Source organism: Arcobacter sp. YIC-80, from assembly GCF_044841725.1.
Lineage (GTDB): Bacteria > Campylobacterota > Campylobacteria > Campylobacterales > Arcobacteraceae > Arcobacter_B.
The window spans coordinates 122531-146180 of sequence record NZ_JBJBSI010000008.1 but is presented as its reverse complement, the minus strand read 5'-3'; the positions used below and the strand labels follow the sequence as shown (position 1 = coordinate 146180).

24 protein-coding genes are annotated in these 23650 nt (G+C 28.5%); 19 read left to right on the top strand and 5 right to left on the bottom strand.

Annotation, left to right across the window (positions count from 1 at the left end; genetic code table 11):
* Positions 1-8: 8 nt before the first annotated feature.
* The 6 genes from ACH5BK_RS11510 (at position 9) to pqqE (ending at position 5057) form a co-directional block, all read left to right on the top strand.
* Positions 9-1799 carry a PQQ-dependent methanol/ethanol family dehydrogenase gene (locus tag ACH5BK_RS11510; RefSeq protein WP_404307523.1) on the top strand — a complete coding sequence of 597 codons (1791 nt, stop codon included), beginning with the start codon at positions 9-11 and terminating at the stop codon, positions 1797-1799.
* Positions 1800-1835: 36 nt separating this feature from the next.
* The gene (gene pqqA, locus ACH5BK_RS11505) at positions 1836-1910 is read left to right on the top strand and encodes a pyrroloquinoline quinone precursor peptide PqqA (RefSeq protein WP_404307570.1); all 75 of its coding nucleotides are present in this window, start codon (positions 1836-1838) and stop codon (positions 1908-1910) included.
* A 93-nt stretch (positions 1911-2003) separates the two neighbouring features.
* Positions 2004-2921 (top strand): pyrroloquinoline quinone biosynthesis protein PqqB, encoded by a 918-nt coding sequence (gene pqqB, locus ACH5BK_RS11500; protein ID WP_404307521.1) that lies wholly within the window; start codon positions 2004-2006, stop codon positions 2919-2921.
* Positions 2922-2937: 16 nt separating this feature from the next.
* Entirely contained in the window at positions 2938-3696 is a 759-nt protein-coding gene (gene pqqC, locus ACH5BK_RS11495) for a pyrroloquinoline-quinone synthase PqqC (RefSeq protein ID WP_404307520.1), read from the top strand.
* Positions 3665-3934 carry a pyrroloquinoline quinone biosynthesis peptide chaperone PqqD gene (pqqD, locus tag ACH5BK_RS11490; RefSeq protein WP_404307518.1) on the top strand — a complete coding sequence of 90 codons (270 nt, stop codon included), beginning with the start codon at positions 3665-3667 and terminating at the stop codon, positions 3932-3934. The genes pqqC and pqqD overlap by 32 nt, the downstream gene beginning before the upstream one ends.
* The gene (pqqE, locus tag ACH5BK_RS11485; RefSeq protein ID WP_404307516.1) at positions 3924-5057 is read left to right on the top strand and encodes a pyrroloquinoline quinone biosynthesis protein PqqE; all 1134 of its coding nucleotides are present in this window, start codon (positions 3924-3926) and stop codon (positions 5055-5057) included. Before pqqD ends, pqqE begins: the two co-directional genes overlap by 11 nt.
* 10 nt (positions 5058-5067) lie before the next feature.
* Here pqqE and ACH5BK_RS11480 read toward each other — a convergent pair whose 3' ends face one another.
* A complete protein-coding gene (locus ACH5BK_RS11480) occupies positions 5068-5724 on the bottom strand; it encodes a hypothetical protein (RefSeq protein ID WP_404307514.1) in 657 nt (218 codons plus the stop codon).
* A 139-nt stretch (positions 5725-5863) separates the two neighbouring features.
* On the opposite strand from ACH5BK_RS11480, the gene ACH5BK_RS11475 reads away from it, so the two are divergent.
* On the top strand, positions 5864-6739 hold the full coding sequence (locus ACH5BK_RS11475; protein ID WP_404307512.1) for a GyrI-like domain-containing protein: 876 nt from the start codon (positions 5864-5866) through the stop codon (positions 6737-6739).
* Positions 6740-6747: 8 nt separating this feature from the next.
* Here ACH5BK_RS11475 and ACH5BK_RS11470 read toward each other — a convergent pair whose 3' ends face one another.
* Together ACH5BK_RS11470 and ACH5BK_RS11465 are read right to left on the bottom strand one after the other, a co-directional pair.
* Complete coding sequence (locus ACH5BK_RS11470) at positions 6748-7407, bottom strand: response regulator transcription factor (protein ID WP_404307510.1); 660 nt, start codon at positions 7405-7407, stop codon at positions 6748-6750.
* Entirely contained in the window at positions 7404-9314 is a 1911-nt protein-coding gene (locus tag ACH5BK_RS11465) for an FIST N-terminal domain-containing protein (RefSeq protein WP_404307508.1), read from the bottom strand. The genes ACH5BK_RS11470 and ACH5BK_RS11465 overlap by 4 nt, the downstream gene beginning before the upstream one ends.
* A gap of 218 nt (positions 9315-9532) precedes the next feature.
* Between ACH5BK_RS11465 and ACH5BK_RS11460 the strand changes: the two genes are divergently transcribed.
* The gene (locus tag ACH5BK_RS11460) at positions 9533-11029 is read left to right on the top strand and encodes an aldehyde dehydrogenase family protein (RefSeq protein WP_404307505.1); all 1497 of its coding nucleotides are present in this window, start codon (positions 9533-9535) and stop codon (positions 11027-11029) included.
* Positions 11030-11127: 98 nt separating this feature from the next.
* Positions 11128-11508: a DUF779 domain-containing protein gene (locus ACH5BK_RS11455; RefSeq protein WP_404307503.1), complete on the top strand. Its 381-nt coding sequence runs from the start codon at positions 11128-11130 to the stop codon at positions 11506-11508.
* On the opposite strand, the gene ACH5BK_RS11450 is transcribed toward ACH5BK_RS11455, so the two are convergent.
* The gene (locus tag ACH5BK_RS11450) at positions 11505-11903 is read right to left on the bottom strand and encodes an ExbD/TolR family protein (RefSeq protein WP_404307501.1); all 399 of its coding nucleotides are present in this window, start codon (positions 11901-11903) and stop codon (positions 11505-11507) included. The two genes, ACH5BK_RS11455 and ACH5BK_RS11450, sit on opposite strands and share 4 nt — an antisense overlap.
* Position 11904: 1 nt before the next feature.
* A complete protein-coding gene (locus ACH5BK_RS11445; RefSeq protein ID WP_404307499.1) occupies positions 11905-12375 on the bottom strand; it encodes a MotA/TolQ/ExbB proton channel family protein in 471 nt (156 codons plus the stop codon).
* Positions 12376-12441: 66 nt separating this feature from the next.
* Between ACH5BK_RS11445 and ACH5BK_RS11440 the strand changes: the two genes are divergently transcribed.
* Genes ACH5BK_RS11440 through ACH5BK_RS11395 form a run of 10 tightly spaced genes read left to right on the top strand, consistent with a single transcriptional unit; the run spans position 12442 to position 23600 of the window.
* Complete coding sequence (locus tag ACH5BK_RS11440; RefSeq protein WP_404307497.1) at positions 12442-13299, top strand: 1-aminocyclopropane-1-carboxylate deaminase; 858 nt, start codon at positions 12442-12444, stop codon at positions 13297-13299.
* 24 nt (positions 13300-13323) lie between these two features.
* Positions 13324-15243, top strand: a complete 1920-nt coding sequence (locus ACH5BK_RS11435) for a cache domain-containing protein (RefSeq protein WP_404307495.1) — start codon at positions 13324-13326, stop codon at positions 15241-15243.
* A 34-nt stretch (positions 15244-15277) separates the two neighbouring features.
* Positions 15278-15787, top strand: a complete 510-nt coding sequence (locus ACH5BK_RS11430) for a shikimate kinase (protein ID WP_404307493.1) — start codon at positions 15278-15280, stop codon at positions 15785-15787.
* Positions 15787-17082: a histidinol dehydrogenase gene (gene hisD, locus ACH5BK_RS11425; protein ID WP_404307491.1), complete on the top strand. Its 1296-nt coding sequence runs from the start codon at positions 15787-15789 to the stop codon at positions 17080-17082. The genes ACH5BK_RS11430 and hisD overlap by 1 nt, the downstream gene beginning before the upstream one ends.
* A 12-nt stretch (positions 17083-17094) precedes the next feature.
* The gene (locus ACH5BK_RS11420) at positions 17095-17397 is read left to right on the top strand and encodes a DUF2018 family protein (RefSeq protein ID WP_404307490.1); all 303 of its coding nucleotides are present in this window, start codon (positions 17095-17097) and stop codon (positions 17395-17397) included.
* A 9-nt stretch (positions 17398-17406) separates the two neighbouring features.
* Positions 17407-18306, top strand: coding sequence for a polyprenyl synthetase family protein (locus ACH5BK_RS11415; protein ID WP_404307488.1), 900 nt, complete (start codon positions 17407-17409; stop codon positions 18304-18306).
* The gene (hemA, locus tag ACH5BK_RS11410) at positions 18307-19608 is read left to right on the top strand and encodes a glutamyl-tRNA reductase (protein ID WP_404307486.1); all 1302 of its coding nucleotides are present in this window, start codon (positions 18307-18309) and stop codon (positions 19606-19608) included. It abuts the gene before it with no gap.
* A gap of 10 nt (positions 19609-19618) precedes the next feature.
* Positions 19619-21325, top strand: a complete 1707-nt coding sequence (locus tag ACH5BK_RS11405) for a proline--tRNA ligase (protein ID WP_404307484.1) — start codon at positions 19619-19621, stop codon at positions 21323-21325.
* Positions 21326-21376: 51 nt separating this feature from the next.
* Positions 21377-22225, top strand: a complete 849-nt coding sequence (locus ACH5BK_RS11400) for a mechanosensitive ion channel family protein (RefSeq protein WP_404307482.1) — start codon at positions 21377-21379, stop codon at positions 22223-22225.
* Positions 22200-23600: a CCA tRNA nucleotidyltransferase gene (locus ACH5BK_RS11395; protein ID WP_404307480.1), complete on the top strand. Its 1401-nt coding sequence runs from the start codon at positions 22200-22202 to the stop codon at positions 23598-23600. The genes ACH5BK_RS11400 and ACH5BK_RS11395 overlap by 26 nt, the downstream gene beginning before the upstream one ends.
* The last annotated feature ends 50 nt before the right edge of the window (positions 23601-23650 follow it).

Here is a 23650-nt window from a genome sequence, read left to right as displayed (position 1 = left end):
GAGAGAAGATGAATAAAAATAAATTGCTAACTAGTGCAGTTGCCGTTACACTAGCTGCACTAATTAGTGGATGTGCTATGTCTAGCAACATGGAAAATGATAGCATAACAAAAGTTACAAAACCATCATTTGCACCAGTTACTTATGATGAAATTGTAAATGATGCAAAAACACCTGGTGATGTAGTTTCTTATGGTTTAGGACCAAAAGGTCAAAGATACTCAACATTAACTCAAATAAATAAAGATACAGTTAAAGATTTAGTTCCTGTATGGAATTTTAGTTTTGGAGGAGAGAAACAAAGAGGACAAGAGTCTCAACCTATTGTAAAAGATGGTGTTATGTATGTGACAGGTTCTTACTCTAGACTTTTTGCTATAAATGTTTTAACAGGAGAGGAACTATGGCAGTACGATGCAAGACTTCCTGATGCAATTTTACCTTGTTGTGATGTTATCAACAGAGGTGCTGCAATATATGATGATTTAGTAATTTTTGGAACACTTGATGCGAAACTAGTTGCTCTTGATAGAAAAACTGGAAAAGTAAAATGGAAAAAAAGAATTGCTAAATATAAAGATGGATATTCATTTACAGCTGCTCCACTTATTGTAAAAGATATGTTAATCACTGGTGTTTCTGGTGGTGAGTTTGGTGTTGTTGGTAAAGTAGAAGCTAGAAATCCAAAAACAGGTAAGTTAATATGGACTAGACCGATGGTTGAAGGTCACATGGGATATTTAAATGGAAAAGAAAATGGTATTTCAGGAACATTAAATGCAACATGGGAAGGTGATAATTGGAAACATGGTGGAGGTGCTCCTTGGAATGGTGTGACTTATGACCCTGAAACAGATTTAATTTATGTTCCAACTGGAAACCCTGCACCTTGGAATTCTCATTTAAGAAAAGGTGATAACTTATATACTGCTTCAAGAGTTGCTGTAAACCCTGATACTGGTAAAATTGTATGGCATTATCAAACTACTCCAAATGATGGATGGGATTATGATGGTATGGCAGAATTTATACCATTTGATTACAAAGATAAAAATGGAAATGTTGTAAAAGCAGGTGCTACTGCTGACAAAAATGGATTCTTTTATGTATTAGATAGAGTTACTGGTAAGTACATTAGATCTACTCCTTTCGTTGATAAAATTACTTGGGCTAAAGGAATTGATGAAAATGGTAGACCTATAGTAAATGAAGATAATAGACCTGGAGCTCCTGTAAATGGAAAGAAAGGTAAATCTGTATTCTCAGTACCTTCATTCTTAGGTGGTAAAAACTGGAATCCAATGGCTTACTCTAAAAAAACAGGATTATTCTATGTTCCTGCAAATGAGTGGGGAATGGATATTTGGAATCAACCTGTTTCTTATAAAAAAGGTGCAGCATACTTAGGTGCTGGATTTACAATCAAACCTATTTATGAAGATCATATAGGTGCTATCAAAGCTGTTGATCCTGTAAGTGGAAAAATTAAGTGGATTTATAAAAACAAAGCACCTCTATGGGGTGGAGTTTTAACTACTGCTGGTGGTTTAGTAATTACAGGTAATCCAGAGGGTAAACTTTTAGTATTAGATGATGAAACTGGTAAAGAGTTATACTCATTTAATGTTGGTTCTGGAATCGTTTCTTCTCCTATTACTTGGGAGCAAAATGGTGAGCAATATATTGCTGTAGTATCTGGTTGGGGTGGAGCCGTTCCTTTATGGGGTGGTGAAGTTGCAAAAGCTGTTAAGCTTTTAAACCAAGGTGGTTCAGTACACGTATTCAAATTACATAAGTAATCTGAATATAAAAATCTTACAAAGGAGGTAATTGTTATGAAATGGGAAACACCTATGTTTGTAGATAATAGATTTGGTTTTGAAGTAACAATGTATATTTGTAACGAGTAGAACCTAAGGTGAGTAAACTAGCTTTGTCTAGTTTGCTCTTTTTATAATTAAGTCTAAACTAGACTTAATTATAAAAAGAGTTAAGGGAAGATTATGAAAATAGAAGTTTTAGGATCAGGTGCAGGAGGAGGGCTTCCTCAGTTTAACTGTAACTGTGATAACTGTAAGGGTTATAGAGAAGGTAAAAAAACTATTAAAAGAAGAACACAAAGTTCTATTACTATAAGTGAAGATGGTGAAAACTGGGTTTTATTTAATACTTCACCTGATATTTTAGAGCAAATTCATAATTCCCCCTTTTTACACCCAACACAAAAAAGAGAGACAAAAATAAAAGCTATTGTTTTTAATGATGCTCAAATTGACCATACAACAGGTTTACTTATGTTAAGAGAGGGATGTCCTCATCAAATTTACTGTACAAAAGAAGTAAATGAAGAGTTAAATACATCTTTTCCTACTATGAAAATGCTAAAGCATTGGGATGGTGGAGGAACTGCTTGGCATGAAATTATACCAGATTCAACTACAAAATTTGAAATTCCAGTTATGCCTAATTATGAGTTTTATGCTCATGCACTAATCTCAAATGCTCCTCCATATTCAGCCCACAGAGATAAACCAAGAAAGGGTGATAATATTGGAATAACAGTTGTAAATAAAAATACTGGAAAAAGACTATTTTATTTACCAGGACTTGGTGTTATGGAAGACCATGTATTTGAAGAAATGAGAAATGCAGATGTTCTTTTAATAGAAGGAACACTATGGACAAATGATGAAATGATTAAAGGAAACTTCTCAAATAAACTTGGAACTGATATGGGACATATTCCATTAAGTGGAGAAGAAGGGCTTATCAAAGTTTTAGATAGTTTAGAAAAACCAAGAAAAATACTAATTCATATAAATAATACAAATCCTATTTTAGATGAGAGTAGTGATGAGTATAAGGAGCTTATTTCACACGGAATTGAAGTTTCTTATGATGGTATGAGTATCGAAATATAATTAAGGAGAGAATATTATGACTAAAAAAATTGACCAGTTACTTTCAAAAGAAGAGTTTGAAGCTAAATTAAGATCTATGGGTAAGATGTATCATATTCATCATCCCTTTCATATAAGAATGTATAAAGGTGAATGTACTAAAGAAGAGATTCAAGGATGGGTAGCAAATAGATTTTATTATCAAACAGCAATTCCTATTAAAGATGCTGCAATTATGTCAAATAATCCTCCTTTAGAAGATAGAAGAAAGTGGATAGATAGAATTATTGACCATGATAGTGTTGGTGGAGGAATTGAAGCTTGGCTTGAACTAGGTGAAGCAGTTGGACTAAATAAAGAGGATTTAATATCTCATAGATATGTATTACCATCTGTTAAGTTTGCAGTTGACGCTTATGTAAACTTTGCAAAACAAAGACCTTGGAAAGAGGCTGCAATGTCATCTTTAACTGAGATGTTTGCTCCTGAAATTCATCAACAAAGACTTAATACTTGGCCTGATAATTATCCTTGGATTGAACCAAAAGGTTTAAGATATTTCCAAAAAAGATTAAGTGAAGCAAGAAGAGATGTTCAGCATGGATTATCATTAACATTAGAAGAGTTTAATACAATTGAGCTTCAAAGTAAAGCTTGTGAGATATTACAATTTAAATTAGATATTTTATGGACAATGTGTGATGCTTTATATTTAGCATACGAATTAAAACAACCTCCATACTTTAATATTGAAGGGGTAGAAGATGCACAAAGAAAAATTACTTGTAGTGAATAATCACTTTCAATTACAGTTTGAAAAAGCACAAGACTGTTTTGTATTATTGTACCCAGAAGGTATGGTTCAATTAAATCAAAGTGCCGGTGAAATAATGAATCAATGTGATGGAACAAAAAGTTTTAACCAAATAGTAGAGACTTTAGAAAAAAAGTTTGAAATGTCTGATTTATCAAAAGATATAGAAGCATTTTTTAATGAAGCATTTGAAAGAAAGTGGGTGCAGTATGTCGATTAATGATAAATCAAATAATGAAAAATTAGAAATAAAGCCTCCACTTTGGGTACTTTTGGAGTTAACTCATAAGTGTCCTTTAGAGTGTTCTTACTGTTACAATCAACTTGATTTTGTAAATACAAAAGATGCTATGAGTAAAGATGATTGGTTTAGAGTGATGGATGAGGTTAGAGAACTTGGAGCTGTTCAACTTGGTATTTCAGGTGGTGAGCCTTTACTAAATAAAGATATTGTTGATATTGTTCAAAAAGCAAATGACTTGAAGTTTTATACAAATCTTATTACATCAGGAGTTGGTGCTCCAAAAGGAATAGTAAAAAAATTAAAAGAAGCAGGGCTTAAAACAGTTCAGCTAGGTATTCAATCACATGATGAAAATACTATGACTTTAATTACAAACAATAAGAACTCTTATAAAGAAAAAATTGCTTTTGCAAAAGAAATTAAAGCTGCGGGCTTACAACTTATAGTTAATACTTGTATTACTAGACAGAATATTCATCAAGTAGGGGAAATTATAGAATTTGCCGAAACTTTAGGGGCGAACTATTTAGAAATAGCGAATATCCAATATTATGGTTGGGCTTTAAAAAATATAAATGCACTGCTTCCTTCAAAAGAGCAATTAGATGAAGCAAAAGCAAAAGTAAATGAGTATAGACAAAAAGATGATGCAATGAAAGTATTTTTAGTTGTTCCTGATTATTTTGCAGATAGACCAAAAGCTTGTATGAATGGATGGGGAACTACATTTTTAACTATCAATCCTGATGGGTTTGCACTTCCATGTAATACAGCAAATACTTTACCTTTAGAATTTCCAAGTGTTAAAGAAAACTCTGTAAAAGAAGTATGGTATGACTCAAAAGCTTTTAACTATTTTAGAGGGGATAGTTGGATGAGTGAACCTTGTAGGACTTGTGATGAAAGAGACAAAGACTTTGGCGGATGCAGGTGCCAAGCCTTTGCTCTAACAGGAGAGATGAATGCTGCTGATCCTGTGTGTTCAAAGTCACCTGATCATGCAGTTATTACGCAAAAAATCCAAGATAGCATTACATATAGCAATCAAAAGATTTTTTATAGAAATAGAAAAAATTCTATTTCATTTTTAGAAGTTTGATAGGTTTTATCTATCTTCTTCTTTTTTTTCTAGTTTTTGAAACTCTTTTTGTATTAATTTTAAAACTGTAAGATAAATATTTTTTAATCATATATTCAGATAAATCATACATTTCATCTAAACTTGTTTTAACTTTCCATGTAGGAATTTCTTCTTTTTGTGAAATATTTTTTTTCACAGCGATATTGTTTTCATTGTATATATTTAGTATTTTTTCAATAGGGAAACTATCGATAAAAGTATACGAACAAAAAGATTTTTCAAACTCTTTTTTGTAATTGTAAATCAAACTAAAAGCAAGGAGTTCAGGAATCCAATATGAACCTTTCTTTAGTTGGGAAGAAAAGATTGAGGTTAGGAATTTATAATAAGCTCTCATTGGTTCTAAATTTATTGATATTTTTTTAAGTGTTGAGGACTTATTTTGGTTCTTAAAAACGTATGAAAGTGTTTCACTTGTAACTATATTATTGTCTAAATAGATTTTCAAATTTTTAACATTTTCATGAATAAACTTCATGTCATTTTCACTTTTAGGTAATTGCATTTTTTTGTAATCACTTAATAAGTGATGAACAATAATAAGTAATGTATCTAATTTTAATTTTTGTAAATTTATAGATTCACATTCTTGTAAAACTAAATTCAATTGTTTATTTAAGTTCATATTTTTTCCTAAAAACCTTACTTATATTTTGAATTGTGATTATTGTATGAAAAATTTAAAAATAATTCTTCTTTTTAAGTGCTATTATAATTGTTTATTAGTGCTAATTTTATATTTTATTTATGCTATAATTGATTTTATGAAAAAACAAACTCTTCAAAAAAGAACAAAAATAGCCAATGATATAATGTTTTATATTTATACTCATATTGAGACAAACATCGATATAGAAGAACTTAGTATTGATTTAAATATAAGTAAGTTTCACATGCATAGAATTTTTAAAGAGGCTTTTGGAAAAAATATTTATGAAAGCATTAAATCTATTAGATTACAAAAAGCATCTAATTTATTACTTACAAATAAATATTCAACAATCTCTGATATAGCAAATCAGTGTGGATATTCATCTCAATCTTCTTTTATTAAAACTTTTAAAGAAAGATTTGAAATGACACCAAAACAGTGGAGAAGTGGAGGTTATAAGCAGTATTCAAATAATATTTTACAACAATCTCCAAAAGCTATGGAGTCAAAAGCAAATTTCAATGAAATAACACCAACTATAGTAAAAATGCCTTTTAGAAAAGCATATTACATAAGAAATAGAGGATATAATGTAAATATAAAACAAGCTTGGCAAAAACTACAAGTTTGGATTTTGTCAAATAATATTAAAGAGTACAAAGAAATTGCACTTTTTCATGATAATCCTTCAATTACTCCTTTAAATGACTGTCAGTATATCGCTTGTATTGAAACAAGTGAAAGTGAAGAAGTTCAAAGTGATAGATTACCTGATTTTAAAATAGCTGATGGAGTTTATGCAAGATTTGATATAAAAGGTGTTCATGGGGATGTCTTAAAGTTTATTCATTGGGTTTATCATGAATGGCTTCCAAGAAGTGAATTTGAAACAACAACAAAACCCTCTTATGTGGAGTATAGGAAAAACAATTTTTTAAATGATAATAATGAGTTTGATTTAAGTTTTTTTGTATCCATTAAGTTTTAGAAGTGGGGTTAATTTGGTCTTTCAACCATATAACCACTTCCTCTAATATTTTTGATAAAGTCTTCTTTTAATACTTTTTTTACTCTATTTACTTCTGCTCTTATTGTGGCATTATCAATAAAATCATCATTCCATACATAAGTTCTAAACATATCATATTGAACTACTAAGCTTCTATTATGAGCTAATAGTTCTATTATTTGAAGTTGTCTTTTAGGTAAAATATGTGGTTCATTATTAAAATACAAAGTCATGGTTTCTGCATCAAAACTATAGTTTTTTGATAATCTTTTATGTTTTTGTGGTGCTATATTTGTTTTTAATATTTTGTTTATTCTAAGAGTTAACTCTCTTAAATGAAAAGGTTTTTTTAAGTAATCATGACAGCCAATATTAAAAGCTCTATCAATATCTTCTATATCAATAAGAGCTGATATAAATATAGTAGGTATCATTCTTTTATTTTCATGAAGTTTTTCTAAAACACTTAATCCATCAATATTTGGAACATTAATATCAAGTATTAATAAATCAAACTTTTTTTCATCTAATATATCTAAACACTCATCACCTTTTGTTGTATTTGTGATTGAATGCCCTGTAGATGTTAAATACTCTGTAATCATTTCATTTAACATAATATCATCTTCTAAAAGTAATATTTTCATTTTTCAACTCCTTTAAATGTGTAAGTAAATGAAGCCCAGTTTTCACCTGATTCTAATTTTATACCAACATTTTCTTCACTACAAATTCTTTTTACAAGATTTAAACCTAAGCCAAAACCATCTTTTGATTCTTCTTCTCTATAATACTCTTCAAAAATCTTTTGAGGTTCAAGAATTTGAACAGATCGACTCTCTATTATAAAATCACACTCATTATTTATATAAATTAATTTTACATTTATAGTTTCATTAGGCAAAGTATATTTTATTGCATTAGTAAGATTATTATCAACTATTCTTTGGAGTTTGATTTCATTAAAATTAATTCTTATTTCATCTACATTATGAATAAAATTTAATTTTGATTTGAATTTTAAAGCCGTTTGTGTAAAAAACTCAATTCGGCTTCTAATAAAATCAACTAAGTTAATCTCATGTGTTGCTTTATTTACTTGGTCTTTTTTTACTAAATAACTTAAATCATCATATATACTAAAAACATTTTTCATAGCAACTTCAATATTTGATAAATACTTATTTTTACCATGCTCTATTTCATACATATCAATATTTCCCATAATAATAGAAAGAGGAGTATTTGTCTCATGAATTGCATATTTCAAAAATTGTTTTTGTGATTCTACTAAATTTTGTGCATACTTATTGCCTTCTTCCAATTTTTTTGATTGATGCTTATAATCATGGGAAGACTGTTGTATTAAGTGTGTTAAAGCTTGTAAACTTCTAGCATGTTCACTTATTATATTTTCAGTTTTTTCAATTTTCTTTTTTTCTTCATAAGAAATATCATCATTTTCACTAAGGCCTACTACTGTTAGTGTTTGATTTAGTAATTCATTATATCCTTCGTTATGATAAAACTCTCCATACGTAAAAAATCCAGAAGTATTAGCAATCTTTGAAAATGGTTTTATTTCAATATCTATTAAATCAGGAATATATCTTCTTCTAGCCATACAAGTATAAATAAAAAATGATTCTACCCCTGATACAGAACATTTATTAAATAAGGACTGTAAAGGGTTGTTCATTATAAGTTCAACATTACCAAAGCCTAACTTTACAATATCCCCTTTATTTAAGTTACCTGCGAAACTTAAGCTTCCATCATTATGTTTTTGAATAACAGCTCTTGCTACAGGAATTCCATTTTTTTGAACAATCAAAGGAAACTCAATTCCTGTTGCAGGTAAAGACTTGGCTACATACTCTCCTAAGTACTTTTCATAAAAATCTAAAGGGCTTAATCCAGAGATTTTATATACTCTATTTTCTTTAACTTCTTCAATCTCATGATCTATTCCTATTGGTGACCAGTTAAAATTATAAGCATTACAAATTTTTAGTTCTTTTGAATTTAATGAAACACCTACTGCACCTTTTGTAATAATTTTGTCTTGACATAAAATAAAGGTTTCTTTAAAGGTTGCATTATCAGCAGCCATTCCTCCACTTACAATAACATTATTATTAATAGAACTAATCCCATTTAGAAACTCTTCTCCATTAGTAGTTTCTCCATCTGTAAAAGTAATAAGTAGTTTTGTATCTTTTTTACATAGTTTTTTTGCTAATTCTTTTCCATTTTCAAAGGAGTTCTTATTTTGTACAAAAGCTATTTCAAGTTGAGTTTTTTCAAATATAGATATTGATATTACAATTTTTTTAGTTGTAATAGTTTCATTATTAATCTCTCCATCTGTAGATGAACCAATACAAATGGCTTGAGGTAGCTTTGTTTTTAATTTATCTAATATAGTTTTCATTGCTTCTTTAGATTGGCCACAAAAAATTTGTATTAATATGTTTTTTTCTTTTTTTAAAGTATTAAAATCTATTAACAGTTCTAAAGATTGGTCTTCTATTGTATAGTTAAATGTTTTCATAAAAAAATTGTAGCAGATAAATTAAAAAAAACAAAGAAAAAAAACTCTTTAAAAGTGCGTTTTATTGGGAATTTGTAACAAAAAAGTACATTGCTATACTGAGGCTATACTTAGGCTAAATTCATGCTATATTTATCATGTAAACTTTCATCATGCAGAAAAATTATGCAAAAGCAAATAGTTTTTCAAAACATATAAAATAATAAAAAGGATTAAAAATGATTTACAGTAAGCCGGAATACAAAGCTCAATATGAGAACTTTATTGGTGGAGAATGGGTAGCTCCTAAAAGTGGTGAATATTTTGAAAACGTTTCACCAGTAGATGGAGAACTTTTAACAAGAATTCCAAGATCAAATGAAGAAGATGTAGATGCAGCAGTAGCTGCTGCAAAAAAAGCTTTTGAATCATTTAAACATACTTCTGTAGTAGATAGAAGTAATTTATTAAATAAAATAGCAGATGCAATTGAAGCAAATTTAGAAGCATTAGCAATAGCTGAAACTTTAGATAATGGTAAAACAATTAGAGAAACTTTAAATGCAGATGTTCCTTTAGTAGTTGATCACTTTAGATATTTTGCATCAGTAATTAGAGCTGAGTCTGGAACTGTATCTGATTTAGATGAAAATACAATTTCACAAGAAGTTTATGAGCCTTATGGTGTTGTAGCACAAATTATTCCTTGGAATTTCCCATTATTAATGGCAGCTTGGAAATTAGCACCAGCTTTAGCAGCAGGAAATTGTGTTGTTATGAAACCAGCAAGTGCAACTCCAATGTCAATTTTATTATTAATGGAAACAATATCTGATGTATTACCAGCAGGTACAATTAACATTATTAATGGTGCAGGTGGAAAAATTGGTAAACACTTATCAACTCATCCAGATGTTAAAAAAGTTGGATTTACAGGTGAAACTACTACGGGTCAGTTAATTATGCAATATGCAACTGAAAATATTATTCCTTCAACATTAGAATTAGGTGGTAAATCACCAAATATCTTTATGCCATCAATCATGGATGCAGATGATGAGTTCTTTGATAAAGCAATTGAAGGTTTAGTATTATTCGCATTTAACTCTGGTGAGGTTTGTACTTGTCCATCAAGAGCATTAATTCATGAAGATATCTATGAACCATTTATGGCAAGAGTATTAGAAAGAGTTAAAGCTATCAAATTAGGTGATCCTCTTGATACTGATAATATGATGGGAGCTCAGTGTTCTTTAAATCAAAAAGAAAAAATTACTGAGTACATTAAAATTGGTAAAGAAGAGGGGGCTGAGTGTTTAATTGGTGGAGATGTATTAGAGTCTGAAAAATATCCAAATGGATTCTATATTCAACCAACATTATTTAAAGGTCATAATAAAATGAGAATCTTCCAAGAAGAGATTTTTGGGCCAGTACTTGCAGTAACTACATTTAAAACGGCAGAAGAAGCACTAGAAATTGCTAATGATACTATATACGGATTAGGTTCAGGTGTATGGTCAAGAGATGCTCATGAGTTACACTATTTCTCAAGAGGAATCGAAGCTGGTAGAGTATGGGTAAATTGTTATCACTTATATCCATCACACGCATCATTTGGTGGATACAAAAAATCAGGTATTGGTAGAGAAACTCACATGATGATGTTAAACTCATACAGACATACTAAAAATATTTTAACTTCTTATAGTAAAGATGCTTTAGGATTCTTTTAATAGTTAGATTCAATTAATATACCCCTTGTTTTAGTACAGAAGGTTAACCCCTTTTCCTTCTGTACTTTTTTATTTTTAACTTTCAAAAAGGATAAATTATGTCAATAAAAAGAGTTGATGTTACAAAAGAAGCTTGTGATGTTATAAAAAAACTTCAAGAAGAACATGGTGAATTAGTCTTTAATCAAAGTGGTGGTTGTTGTGATGGAACTGCTCCTATGTGTTATGCTAAAGATGATTTTTATGTACCAAGTAGAAATGTAAAGCTTGGAGAAATTTGCGGTTGTGAATTTTTTATAGATAAAGATCAGTTTGAATATTTTAAACACTCATTTATTACTATTGATGTGAGAGAGGAAAAAGCAGCTTTTGGAAACTCATTTTCATTAGAAATAGATTTAGGTTATCAGTTTATTACAAAATCAAGAATTTTTACTGATGAAGAGTATAATCAATTAAAAAAAGAAGAGGGCAATTAATCCTTCTTCTTTTCATTTTCATTTGTTACTAAGGCTAAGTTTGTGAGATTGTGTTTTTGTAATAAGTCTAAAACTTTCACAACTCTTTGATATTCTACTTTTTTATCTATTCTTACAAGTACAGCTTTTTGTTTATTTTCAATTGCTTTTAGATTATCTTCTAATGATTCAAAAGATACTTCAATTCCTTTTATAGCAAGTTTACTTGAGCTAAGTTCTATAAAAATTTGTTCTTCATCAACTTTTAATTCTTTTGCATTTGAACTTGGTAAATCAAGAATTAAAGCTAGCTCATCTTTTTTAAATACTGAGCTTACTATAAAAAATAAAAGGAGTATAAAAACTACATCAATAATCGGGGTTAAATCTAAACCTAAAGGTTCTCTTCTTTTCATACTATTTAATTGTACTTTTTGCTTTTAACTCTATTGAGTCAATTTGAGAAATAAAATGATTATATGCAATATGATGGGGTATTGCTACAATCAAACCTGCAATTGTTGTAATAAGTGCTATTGAAATACCATTTGAAAATACACTTGGATCTCCTAAGCCATTTTTAGTAATCGCATCAAAAGATTGATAAACTCCTATTACTGTTCCTAAAAGTCCTAAAAGTGGTGCAATTGTTGCTATATTTTTTATATAAGTAAGACCACTTTCTAGTTTTTTCACTTCATATTCTATTTGAGAAAAAATTGAGTTAGAAGAGCTTTTGTCAAGTTTAGTTTCAATTTTTTTAAGCATGGCATTTTTTCTTGGAAGAGTAAATAATTTCCATAGTATTATTGTAAAGCCAATAACATTTAGTGCAATTAATATATAAACAATAATTCCACCTTTTTGTATATAAAAAAGAATATCCATATTTGTCCTCTTCTTGTTTTTTTGTTATTGTACAAAAATTTTATTAATAAATGGTACAATCACAAAATGAATTATAGAAACTCCCCAATAGAAAAAATCACTTTTAATAAAAATAGTTTTTATATAAAAAGAGATGACTTATTACATAAAAACTTTTCAGGTAATAAAGCAAGAAAATTCTACTATTTTTTACAAAAAGATTTAGAAAATATAAAAAAAGTTGTATCTCATGGTTCAGCTCAATCAAATGCTATGTATTCTTTATCTGTTTTAGCAAAAATAAAAGGTTTGCAGTTTGATTATTATGTGGATCATATTGCGTCTTTTTTAAAGCAAAACCCTACTGGAAATTATAAATATGCTTTAGAAAATGGTATGAATATTTATGAAAGCCAAATTCCAAAAAGTTTTGATGAAGAAACACTTTTTATAAAAGAAGGTGGAGCTTTAAAAGAGGCTCAATATGGTTTAGAAATTCTTGCTAATGAGATAATAGTTTGGGCAAAAGAAAATAATATTGAAAATTTAAAAGTTTTTTTACCAAGTGGTACTGGAACAACAGCTTTATATTTACAAAAGTATTTACCTTTTGAAGTATTAACTTGTGCTTGTGTAGGAGATGAAGAATATTTAAGAAAACAGTTTTTCCAATTAGAAGATTCAAATCATCCTACGATATTAAAAAGAACAAAAAAATATCATTTTGGGAAACTTTATAAAGAGTTCTATGAGATTTATCTTGAACTTTTAAGTCAAACAAAGATTGAATTTGATTTATTATATGATTGTTTAGGAATCAAAATATTTGAAGAATATATAAGTAAATATAATAAAACAACTAATAATTATCTTTATATTCATCAAGGTGGAGTTCTTGGTAATGAATCAATGCTTCAAAGATATGAAAATAAATACAAGGCATAATAAAACTTATGATAAAATAGCGACATGTTGCACACAAACGAAAAAACTATATTAAATTTAATAAAATATGCTCCAACATTGATTGTTATATTACTTTTATCAATTGTTAGTTATTTTTATTTTTTAGAAAAAGATTTTCAAAATAAAAATGATATAAAAGAACTTAAAGAACAGTTTATTTTAAAAAGTAAACAAAATATAAAAAATGAAGTTGATTTAGTTTATGAATATATAGCTTATGAAAAAAATAATAGTACTAAAAACTTAAAGCAAAACTTAAAAAAAGAAGTTCAAAAAGCTTATAGGGTTATGAATTATATTTATAATAGATATAAAGATACTAAGACAAAAGAAGAAATCACTGTAAAAATAAAAGATGCTTTAAGAAAATTAACCTTCAATGATGGAAGAGGTTATTTTTATATTTATGATTTAAATGCAGTTAATATTCTTCATCCTTTAAAACCAAATATTGAGGGTAAAAGTCTTATAAATTTCAAAGATGAAAAAGGTAATTTCCCTTCAAGAGAGATTATTAAAGGTTTAGAAAATAGTGATGAGTTTTTTTATGAACTTTATTGGAATAAACCAAAAACTATTGATACTCAATATAAAAAAATCACATATAATTATCTTTTTAAACCTTATGGATGGTTTATTGGTACAGGGGAGTATGTAGATGAGTTTGAGAGTAGATTACAAAAAAGAATATTAGAATATATTCAAAAAATTAATTATAGAAATGACTCTTATGTTTTTATAGTAGATTATAAAGGAAACTACCTATCTCATATAAATAAAAATTATATAGGTTTAAATAGAATAAATTTAAAAGATTCAAACTCTTTTTATATAACTAAAGAATTAATAAAAACTGCTCAAAATGGTGCTGGATATATTTCTTATTTCTCTTCTGTAAGACCAAAAACAGGAAACTCTTATAAAAAAATTACTTATGTAAAAGGCTTTGATTATTGGCAATGGGCAATTGCAACAGGGTTTTATGTTGATGAATTGGACAAAAGTTTAAAAGATATAGAAGATAAAGTAAAAAAAGACAATAAAGAGGATTTAAAAATAATTTTATTATTTGGATTAATGTTGAGCTCTATTTTTATTTTAATTTCAATATTTTTATCTAAGCAATTAAGATTAAGATTTTTGAAACATAAAAAAGAGTTAATAAAGCAAATAAAAGAAAATAATGAAAAAGATTTGATCCTTTCTCAACAATCAAAAATGGCAGCAATGGGTGAAATGATTGGTAATATTACACATCAGTGGAGACAACCTTTAAATGCTATTAAAACACAATCTTCTGGAATTAAATTTAAAAGTGAATTTGGTGTTTTAGAGAAAAAAGATATAAATGAAGGAATGGATAATATCTCAAATACAGTAGAGTATTTATCAACTACAATTGATGATTTTAAAGATTTTTTTAACCCTAAAAAACATCATGTAACTTTTACTATTGAAGAGCTATTCCAAAAAATAGAAAAGCTTTTAGGTAGTCATTTTAAAAATGCAAACATAAATATTGTAAAGAATATTGATAATATTGAAGTTATAGGTTATGAAAATGAACTTTTACAAGTTTTGATAAATATATACAACAATGCAAAAGATGAGTTTGAAAGACAAAATATAAAAGATAGATATATTTTTGTAGAAGCAAAAGAAGAAAATGAGAATATAATAATCAAAATAAAAGATAATGCCAATGGAATACCAAAAGAAGTTATAAAACATATCTTTAAGTCTCATTTTACAACAAAAAAAGATAAAAATGGAACAGGTATAGGGCTTTATATGTCTAAGCAAATAATAAAACGATTTGCCAAAGGTAATATTGAGGCTTATAATGAAACTTTTGAATATAAAGATAGTAGTTATACAGGAGCTTGTTTTAAGCTAACTATCTTAAAGAACTTTTCTTTATGAGAAAATTACAAACTTTTAGATATAATCTTTAACTATGAAAAAGAAGAATATTATATTAATAGGTTTTATGGGTGTTGGTAAGGGTACAGTAGCAAGAGGATTAGTACAATCTTCTGATATGTTTGCTATTGATACAGATGACTTAATTGAGAGTATGGAAAATAGAAAAATTAAAAAGATTTTTGCCCAAGAGGGAGAGCCATACTTTAGAGCATTAGAAAAGAAAACTGCATTATGGTTAGAGCAAAGTGTAAATAACACTATTATCTCAACAGGTGGTGGCTTTTATAAGCAAGAAAATATTAAAAATATTGGTACAGTTGTTTATCTAAAATCTTCATTTCAAGGAATTTTAGACAGAATAAATGCTGCACCAAATGCTGCTAATAAACTTAGAAAAAGACCACTTTTACAAAATTTAGATGAAGCAACAAAACTTTATGATTTAAGAGTACCACAGTATGAAGAAGTTGCTGATATTATTGTAGATGTTGAGAAAAAGCCTTTAGAAAATATTGTAGAAGAGATATTAGGACAAATTTAATGAAAATTATAAATACAAAAGACTCAAACTTCAAAGAAGAGTTTGATGGAATTCTAGCTAGAGCAAAAAGTGATATAAAAGGTGTATCTTCAATCGTTACAGGAATTATTGAAGAAATAGTTGAAGAAGGAAATGAAGCTTTAAAAAGGCACATTGAAAAATTTGATAAATGGGAAGTTAAGGATAATTCTGACTTAATGATTTCTCAAGATGAGATGAAAAAAGCTTATGATAATATCGACGATAAATTAAGAGCTGCTTTACATACAGCTTATGATAGAATCAAAGCTTATCACGAAAAACAACTTCCAAAATCATGGTTAGATTTTGAAGCAAATGGAACTATTTTAGGTCAAAAAGTAAGCCCTGTTGATAGAGCTGGGCTTTATATTCCTGGTGGAAAAGCAGCATATCCAAGTTCACTTCTAATGAACGCAGTTCCTGCAATAGTTGCAGGTGTTGAAGAAATAGTAGTATGTACTCCAACTCCTGATAATGAAGTTAATGAATTATTACTTGCAGCCTGTCATTTATGTGGAGTTTCGAAAGCTTATAAAGTAGGTGGAGCTTCTGCTATTGCTGCTATGGCTTATGGAACTGCAACTATTCCAAAAGTAGATGTTATCACAGGGCCTGGAAATATTTTTGTTGCTACTGCTAAAAAGTTAGTTTTTGGTGAAGTAAATATTGATATGATTGCAGGACCTTCTGAGATTGGAATTTTAGCTGATGAAACTGCTAAACCAAACTATTTAGCAATTGATTTATTATCACAAGCTGAGCATGATGAAATGGCAAGTTCTATTATGATTACAACTGATGAAAATATTGCAAATGAAACATCAGTAGAAGTTGAAAATTACTTAAAAACATTAAGTAGAGAAGAAATAGCTAGAAAATCAATAGAAGATAGAGGTGCAATTATCGTAACTTCAACTATGGAAGAAGCCTTAGAACTTATGAATGAAATAGCTCCTGAACACTTAGAAGTTATGACAAAAAATGCTTTTGAATTACTTCCTTATATTAAACATGCAGGTGCAATTTTCTTAGGTGAGAATACTCCTGAACCTATTGGTGATTATATAGCTGGACCAAATCACACTCTTCCAACAGGAAGTACAGCTAAGTTTTATAGTCCATTAAATGTAGAAAACTTTATGAAAAAAAGCTCGATTATTAACTTTTCAAAAAATGCAATTGATGAGTTAGGTGAAGCTTGTGCCTTACTTGCAGATACAGAAGGTCTAACAGCACATGCTAAATCAGTTAGAGTTAGATTAGAAGATAAATAAAAAGGAAATTATATGTCAATGTTCGGTGATTGGTTTACAGAAGATGAAGATGATATTTTTATGGGAAGTCCTAAATCAAAATTTTTTGATGTAAGTAGAGAAGCTTCTCAAGATATTGTAGAAGAAGAATGGGATAAAATTGTAGAAAAAGTTGCTGCTTTAGAGATGATGTTATCTCAAGGTAAAGATGAAAACTTTGATATTAATGAAGAAATTAAAGAATTTAAACTAAATAATGAAAAAGAACTAGAAGCTATGAAAAAAGGTCTTTACGTAGAGTTTACTGGTGAAATTATTTGTAGATTAGATTCATAAGGTATATTTGTGGAAGAGTTACAACAAGTTAAAGATCAAATAAAAACATTTGTAAAAGAGTGTAATGATGAAAAGAGTTTAGTTCTTTTAGATAAATTAGCAAATGGAAAGATGTTAAGGTCTAAATTAGTTTTAAAAATTGCAGGAGTATCTGAGCAATCAGTTAAATTATGTGCTGTTATTGAAATGATTCATGCAGCATCACTTTTACATGATGATGTAATAGATGAAGCTGATACTAGAAGAGGACAGCCTTCTGTAAATGCTTTATATGATAACAAAACATCTATTATGTTTGGAGATATTTTATACTCTAAAGCTTTTACAGAGTTAACTACAATGCCTTATGAAATAGCCCATACTGTTTCAAGTGCAGTTACACTTTTAAGTATTGGTGAGATGTTAGATGTAGATTTAACAAATAGTTTTAACACTTCTTATGAAAAATATAATGATATGATTTATAAAAAAACTGCTTCATTAATTGAAGCTAGTGCAAAAAGTGCAGCTATTTTAGCAGGCTTATCAAAAGAAAAATATGCCTTATATGGTAAAAATCTCGGTCTAGCCTTTCAAATGATAGATGATATTTTAGATATTACACAAGACAGTACTACTTTAGGAAAACCTGCAATGCTTGATTTTGTTGAAGGTAAGGTAACAATTCCTTATTTATTACTTCATGAGAGACTTGAAGATAAAGCAAAATTAGAATCTTTATATAAAAAAGAGTTGACTAGTGAAGAGAGTTCTTGGATAAAGCAAATGATGAATGAAACAAATGCTCTTGAAGACTCAATAAAATTAGCAAAAAAATTAGGAAATGAAGCTATTGAAGCTGTAAAAGATGAGCCAAATAGTGAAACGCTTATTTTTATTATGAAAGCGATGATTGAAAGAGAGTTTTAAATGAGTTACTTAATAATTAGTTTCTCTCATAAAAATACAGATATTTCTATGAGAGAAAAACTTGCATTTGGAAGTGATGAAGATAAAGATAGATTTCTTCGAACCCTTTTAGATTATGAACATACAAAAGAGGCTGTAGTTTTATCTACTTGTAATAGGGTAGAGATCATTACAAGATCTTCAAATGTAAAAGAAAGTTCGAAAGATATTCTTTTAAAGCTAGCAAAATACTCTTCTTTAGATTTTGACAATTTATATAATAGAGCTGATATATATGATAATAATGGTGCAATACATCACTTGTTTTCTGTGGCATCAGCACTTGATTCTTTAGTTATTGGGGAAACACAAATTGTTGGTCAATTAAAAGATGCTTTTAGATTCTCTCAATCAAAACATTATTGTTCATCAAATGTAACAAGAGCAATGCATTTTGCCTTTAAGTGTGCAGCAGCAGTTAGAAATGCTACGAGTTTAGGTACTGGTTCTGTATCAGTTGCTTCAACAGCAGTTGCTAAAGCAAAAGAACTTGTAGGTAATACTAGTGGAGTTAAAGCTTTAGTTATTGGTGCAGGTGAAATGAGTGAACTTACTATAAAGCATTTGATTTCATCAGGTTTTGATGTTGTTTTAACAAGTAGAAATAAGAAAAAAGCTCAAATCTTAGCCGATACATTTGAAGCAAATGTTGATGTAAAAGATTATTCTAATTTAGTAGAGTTATTAAAAGAATCAAAAGTTATGGTAACTGCAACTGCTGCACCATATCCTATTATTACAGAAGATATTGTAAGTCCTACCTCTTTTGATAGATATTGGTTTGATATAGCAGTACCAAGAGATATAGAGGACATTGAAATACCAAATCTTGATATTTATGCAGTTGATGACTTACAAGATATTGTAAATGAAAATATGAGTTTAAGAGCAGAACAAGCAAAAACTGCATATTCAATAGTAAGTAAAATGTCAATTGAATTTTTTGATTGGTTAAAGTCTTTAGAGATTGAACCAATTATTAAAAGCCTTTATGTAAAAGGTGATAAGGTAATTGATAAGAAAATTGATAATGCAATAAAAAAAGGTTTTATTAACCCCAAAGATGAAGAAAATATTCGAAAACTTTGTCAAACAGTGATTACTGAATATTTACATACACCTTCTAAAAAATTAAAAGATATTTCCAAAAATATGGAGTGTGATGTAGTAGTAGGCACTATTCAAAATATGTTTTCATTAAAAAATGAAACAGCAGTATTTAACAGTCACAAATGTGAACATTTAGAGAAAAATAAAAAATAGGAAACAATTAATGAAATTTAGTAATATGTTTATTCCAACGACAAAAGAAGCTCCAAAAGATGCAACTTTACCATCTCATCAATATTTAGTTAGAGGTGGATTTGTAAGTCAAACTGGTGCAGGTATTTATGATTTTATGCCTCTTGGAAAAATTGTTTTAGAAAAAATTAGAGCAGTTGTAAAAGAAGAAATGGATAAAAGTGGAGCAAATGAAGTTCAATTTGGTTTTGTAACTCCATTATCTTATTGGGATGAATCAGGAAGATCAACTACTATGGGTAATGAACTTTTAAAGTTCAAAGATAGAAAAAATACAGATTATGTTTTATCTCCAACAAATGAAGAAGCAGTTGTAAATATGGTAAAAAATAGAATAACTTCTTATAAAGATTTACCAGTAAATTTATACCAAATAAATACTAAATTTAGAGATGAAGCAAGACCAAGATTTGGTCTTATGAGAGGTAGAGAATTTTTAATGAAAGATGCTTATTCTTTCCATGCTTCAAAAGAGGACTTAGTAAGAGAATTTAATCTTATGGAAGAAACATATAAAAATGTTTATAATAGATTAGGATTAGATTTTAGAGTTGTTGAAGCTGATAGTGGTGCTATTGGTGGAAGTGGTTCAAAAGAGTTCCATGTATTAGCAAACTCAGGTGAAGATACTATAGTTGTTTGTCCTGATTGTGAATATGGAGCAAACATTGAAGCAGCAGTTAGAAAGCCAAATAAAAAAGAATCACTAGAGACTATTGCTCTTGAAAAAGTAGAAACTCCTAATTGTAAAACAATTGAAGAAGTAAGTGAATTTTTAAACGCAGATGCTTATTATTCAATGAAAGCAGTAATGAAAAAAGCAGTTTATGAAGATAGAACAGAAGTAGTTTTATTTTTTGTAAGAGGGTGTGATGAATTAGAAGAAACAAAAGCTTGTAATGCAGTTAATGCTTTAGAATTAGAAGATGCAAATGATGAAGATTTAGTAAAAGCAGGTTTAGTTGCTGGTTACTGTGGAATAGTAGGACTTCCTGAAAATATTCAAGTTGTAATTGATAATGAATTAAAAGATGATAATAATCTTGTTTGTGGAGCAAATGAAGAAAACTATCACTATAAAGGTGTAGATTTAACTTCAATGGAAAATTTAGTATTTGCTGATTTAAATACAGTTCAAGAAGGTGATACTTGTTCATGTTGTGGTGGAAAATTAGAATATACTAAAGGAATTGAAGCAGGACATATTTTCCAATTAGGTTCAAAATATAGTGAAGCAATGGATGCTAAATTTTTAGATGCAAATGGAAAAGCACAGCCTTTTGAGATGGGATGTTATGGTATAGGAGTTTCAAGATTAGTTGCTGCTGTAATTGAACAAAGTCATGATGATAGAGGTTGTATTTGGACTAAAGATACAGCACCATTTTTAGTTGATATTATTGTGTCAAATGCAAAAAAAGATGAAGAACTAGAAATTGGTGAAAAAATCTATGAAGAATTAAAAGTAAATGGAATTGATACTATTTTAGATGATAGAAAAAATGCAAGATTTGGTTTTAAAATGGGTGATTTTGAACTTATTGGTTTTCCTTATGCTGTTGTAATTGGAAAGAAACTAAAAGAGGGTAAAGTTGAAATTGTAAATAGAAAGACTTTAGAAAAAACAGAAATTGAAATCGAAAATGCAGCTTCGAAACTTTTAGAAATTATAGGATAATTTCTAAAGTTGATTGTGTTATAATTTTATAAATTATTATAAGGAAAAAACTTGGAAAATAAAGTAAATGAAATAGCTGATAAATTTAGTTCATATCTTCCAGATAATATCGTAGAAATTGTAGGTTCTTATGCTTTCTCATTATTAATGGCTATATTAATTTTTGTAATTGGTAAATGGTTTGTAAATAGAGTTACAAGTGTTTTTGTTAAATTATTAAGAAAAGTAAAAGGTATGGATGAAACTTTAGTTAGGTTTCTTGAAAATATAGTTTACTATATCTTAATGGTTGTTGTTATTTTAACAGCATTATCAGAATTGGGAGTTGAAACAACTTCATTCTTAGCTATTTTAGGTGCAGCAGGTCTTGCTATTGGTTTAGCTTTAAAAGATTCATTAGGTAACTTTGCTTCTGGTGTTATGATTATTTTATTTAAGCCATTTAGATCAGGTGATTTTGTAACTGCTGCTGGTGTATCGGGAACTGTAACAGAAGTTGGTATATTTAATTCAGTATTTACAACACCTGATAACCAAAAAATCATTGTTCCAAATGGTGCAATTACAAGTGGTTCTATTGTAAATGTAAATGCACATGATACAAGAAGGGTTGATTTAGTAGTTGGTATTGGTTATGATGATGATATCAAGAAAGCAAAAAATGTTTTAAATGATATTATTAATTCAAATGAAAAAGTTTTATTAGAAAAAGGTGTAACAGTAGCAGTATCAGAACTTGCAGACTCTTCTGTAAACTTTGTAGTTAGAGCTTGGGTTAAAACACCTGATTATTGGGCTGTAAAATTTGATTTAACAGAAACTGTTAAATTAAGATTTGATGAAGAAGGAATTTCTATTCCTTATCCTCAACAAGATGTACACCACTACAACAACGATTAATATACCTAAGGTATTAAAACAAATTCTAATTGCACTAAAAGAAGAGGGAATAAAACCTCTTCTTGTTGGTGGCTGTGTTAGAGATTCACTTTTAGAAATTCCCTGTAAAGATTATGATGTAGAACTTTTTGGTATTGATACTTTAGTTGAAGTAGAATCAATACTAAAGCGTTTTGGAAATGTAAAACAAGTAGGTAAATCTTTTGGTGTTTTAACTTTAAAAATTAACTCTTATGATTTTGATTTTGCCCTTGCTAGATTAGAGAAAAAAATAGCATCAGGACACAAAGGTTTTGAAGTAATAAATGATAAAAATCTACAGTATGATAAAGCAAGTTTAAGAAGAGATTTTACTATAAATTCAATTGCTTATGATTTTTTTGAAAAGAAGTTTTTAGACCCAAATAATGGAATCAAAGATTTAGAAAAAAAAGTTTTAAGACATATAAAAGATGATACATTTATAGAAGACCCTTTGCGAGTTTATAGAGCTATCCAGTTTTGCGCAAGGTTTTCTTTGACTTTGGATGAAAAAACGATACAACTTTGTAGAGATATGGTTCAAAGAGATGATTTAAAAGAACTTCCTAAAGAAAGAGTTTATGAAGAGTTTAAAAAACTATTTTTAAAGTCTTCTAAACCTTCAATCGGTTTAAAGCTTTTAGATACTTTAGGTATTTTAAAACATTTTCCTGAACTTGAAGCTTTAAAAGGGTGTATCCAAGATAAAGAGTATCATCCAGAAGGTGATGTTTGGGTACATACTTTAATGACAGTTGATGAGTTGGCAAGGATATTAAAAGAGTCTGAAATAGAAGACGAATATAGAAAGCTATATCTATTTTATGCAATACTTTGTCATGATTTAGGAAAGCCATTTTGTACTCAAACTACAGATAAAGGAAGAGTAACTTCTCATAAACATGAGACATTAGGAATAGAGCCTACAATCAAGTTTTTATCAAGACTTACAAATGAAAAAAAATTTATTGATTTAATTACTCCTTTGGTAAAGCACCATTTAGCACCTTTTCAATTATATTTAGCAGAGTCATCATTAAAAGCGGTAAAAAGATTGTCTTTAAAAGTGAATATTGAAGATTTGTGTTTTATTTGTTTAGCTGATTGTTTAGGACGAGATATAAAAGATAAAGAAAAATGTCCAAAAGCTACTTCTTGGCTTTTAGAAAAAGCAAAAGAGTTAAATATAGAAAACAAAGCTTTAAAACCATTAGTTCAAGGTCGTGATTTAATAGCTTTAGGGTTGACACCTTCAAAAGAGTTTAAGAAAATTTTGGATTATGCAATGGATTTACAAATTGAAGAAGATTTAGATAAAGAATTAATTCTTTCCAAAATTAAAGAATTAGTTTAAGTAAAAATATAGATTATAAAGTTATAATTCCATTATTAAAAAATAAAAGG

Bases quoted from the DNA above. Each gene is read 5' to 3' on its own strand.
- ACH5BK_RS11510 (WP_404307523.1), top strand. From the start codon at position 9: ATGAATAAAAATAAATTGCTAACTAGTGCAGTTGCCGTTACACTAGCT.
- pqqB (WP_404307521.1), top strand. From the start codon at position 2,004: ATGAAAATAGAAGTTTTAGGATCAGGTGCAGGAGGAGGGCTTCCTCAG.
- pqqC (WP_404307520.1), top strand. From the start codon at position 2,938: ATGACTAAAAAAATTGACCAGTTACTTTCAAAAGAAGAGTTTGAAGCT.
- pqqD (WP_404307518.1), top strand. From the start codon at position 3,665: ATGCACAAAGAAAAATTACTTGTAGTGAATAATCACTTTCAATTACAG.
- pqqE (WP_404307516.1), top strand. From the start codon at position 3,924: ATGTCGATTAATGATAAATCAAATAATGAAAAATTAGAAATAAAGCCT.
- ACH5BK_RS11480 (WP_404307514.1), bottom strand. From the start codon at position 5,724: ATGAACTTAAATAAACAATTGAATTTAGTTTTACAAGAATGTGAATCT.
- ACH5BK_RS11475 (WP_404307512.1), top strand. From the start codon at position 5,864: ATGAAAAAACAAACTCTTCAAAAAAGAACAAAAATAGCCAATGATATA.
- ACH5BK_RS11470 (WP_404307510.1), bottom strand. From the start codon at position 7,407: ATGAAAATATTACTTTTAGAAGATGATATTATGTTAAATGAAATGATT.
- ACH5BK_RS11465 (WP_404307508.1), bottom strand. From the start codon at position 9,314: ATGAAAACATTTAACTATACAATAGAAGACCAATCTTTAGAACTGTTA.
- ACH5BK_RS11460 (WP_404307505.1), top strand. From the start codon at position 9,533: ATGATTTACAGTAAGCCGGAATACAAAGCTCAATATGAGAACTTTATT.
- ACH5BK_RS11455 (WP_404307503.1), top strand. From the start codon at position 11,128: ATGTCAATAAAAAGAGTTGATGTTACAAAAGAAGCTTGTGATGTTATA.
- ACH5BK_RS11450 (WP_404307501.1), bottom strand. From the start codon at position 11,903: ATGAAAAGAAGAGAACCTTTAGGTTTAGATTTAACCCCGATTATTGAT.
- ACH5BK_RS11445 (WP_404307499.1), bottom strand. From the start codon at position 12,375: ATGGATATTCTTTTTTATATACAAAAAGGTGGAATTATTGTTTATATA.
- ACH5BK_RS11440 (WP_404307497.1), top strand. From the start codon at position 12,442: ATGAATTATAGAAACTCCCCAATAGAAAAAATCACTTTTAATAAAAAT.
- ACH5BK_RS11435 (WP_404307495.1), top strand. From the start codon at position 13,324: ATGTTGCACACAAACGAAAAAACTATATTAAATTTAATAAAATATGCT.
- ACH5BK_RS11430 (WP_404307493.1), top strand. From the start codon at position 15,278: ATGAAAAAGAAGAATATTATATTAATAGGTTTTATGGGTGTTGGTAAG.
- hisD (WP_404307491.1), top strand. From the start codon at position 15,787: ATGAAAATTATAAATACAAAAGACTCAAACTTCAAAGAAGAGTTTGAT.
- ACH5BK_RS11420 (WP_404307490.1), top strand. From the start codon at position 17,095: ATGTCAATGTTCGGTGATTGGTTTACAGAAGATGAAGATGATATTTTT.
- hemA (WP_404307486.1), top strand. From the start codon at position 18,307: ATGAGTTACTTAATAATTAGTTTCTCTCATAAAAATACAGATATTTCT.
- ACH5BK_RS11405 (WP_404307484.1), top strand. From the start codon at position 19,619: ATGAAATTTAGTAATATGTTTATTCCAACGACAAAAGAAGCTCCAAAA.
- ACH5BK_RS11395 (WP_404307480.1), top strand. From the start codon at position 22,200: ATGTACACCACTACAACAACGATTAATATACCTAAGGTATTAAAACAA.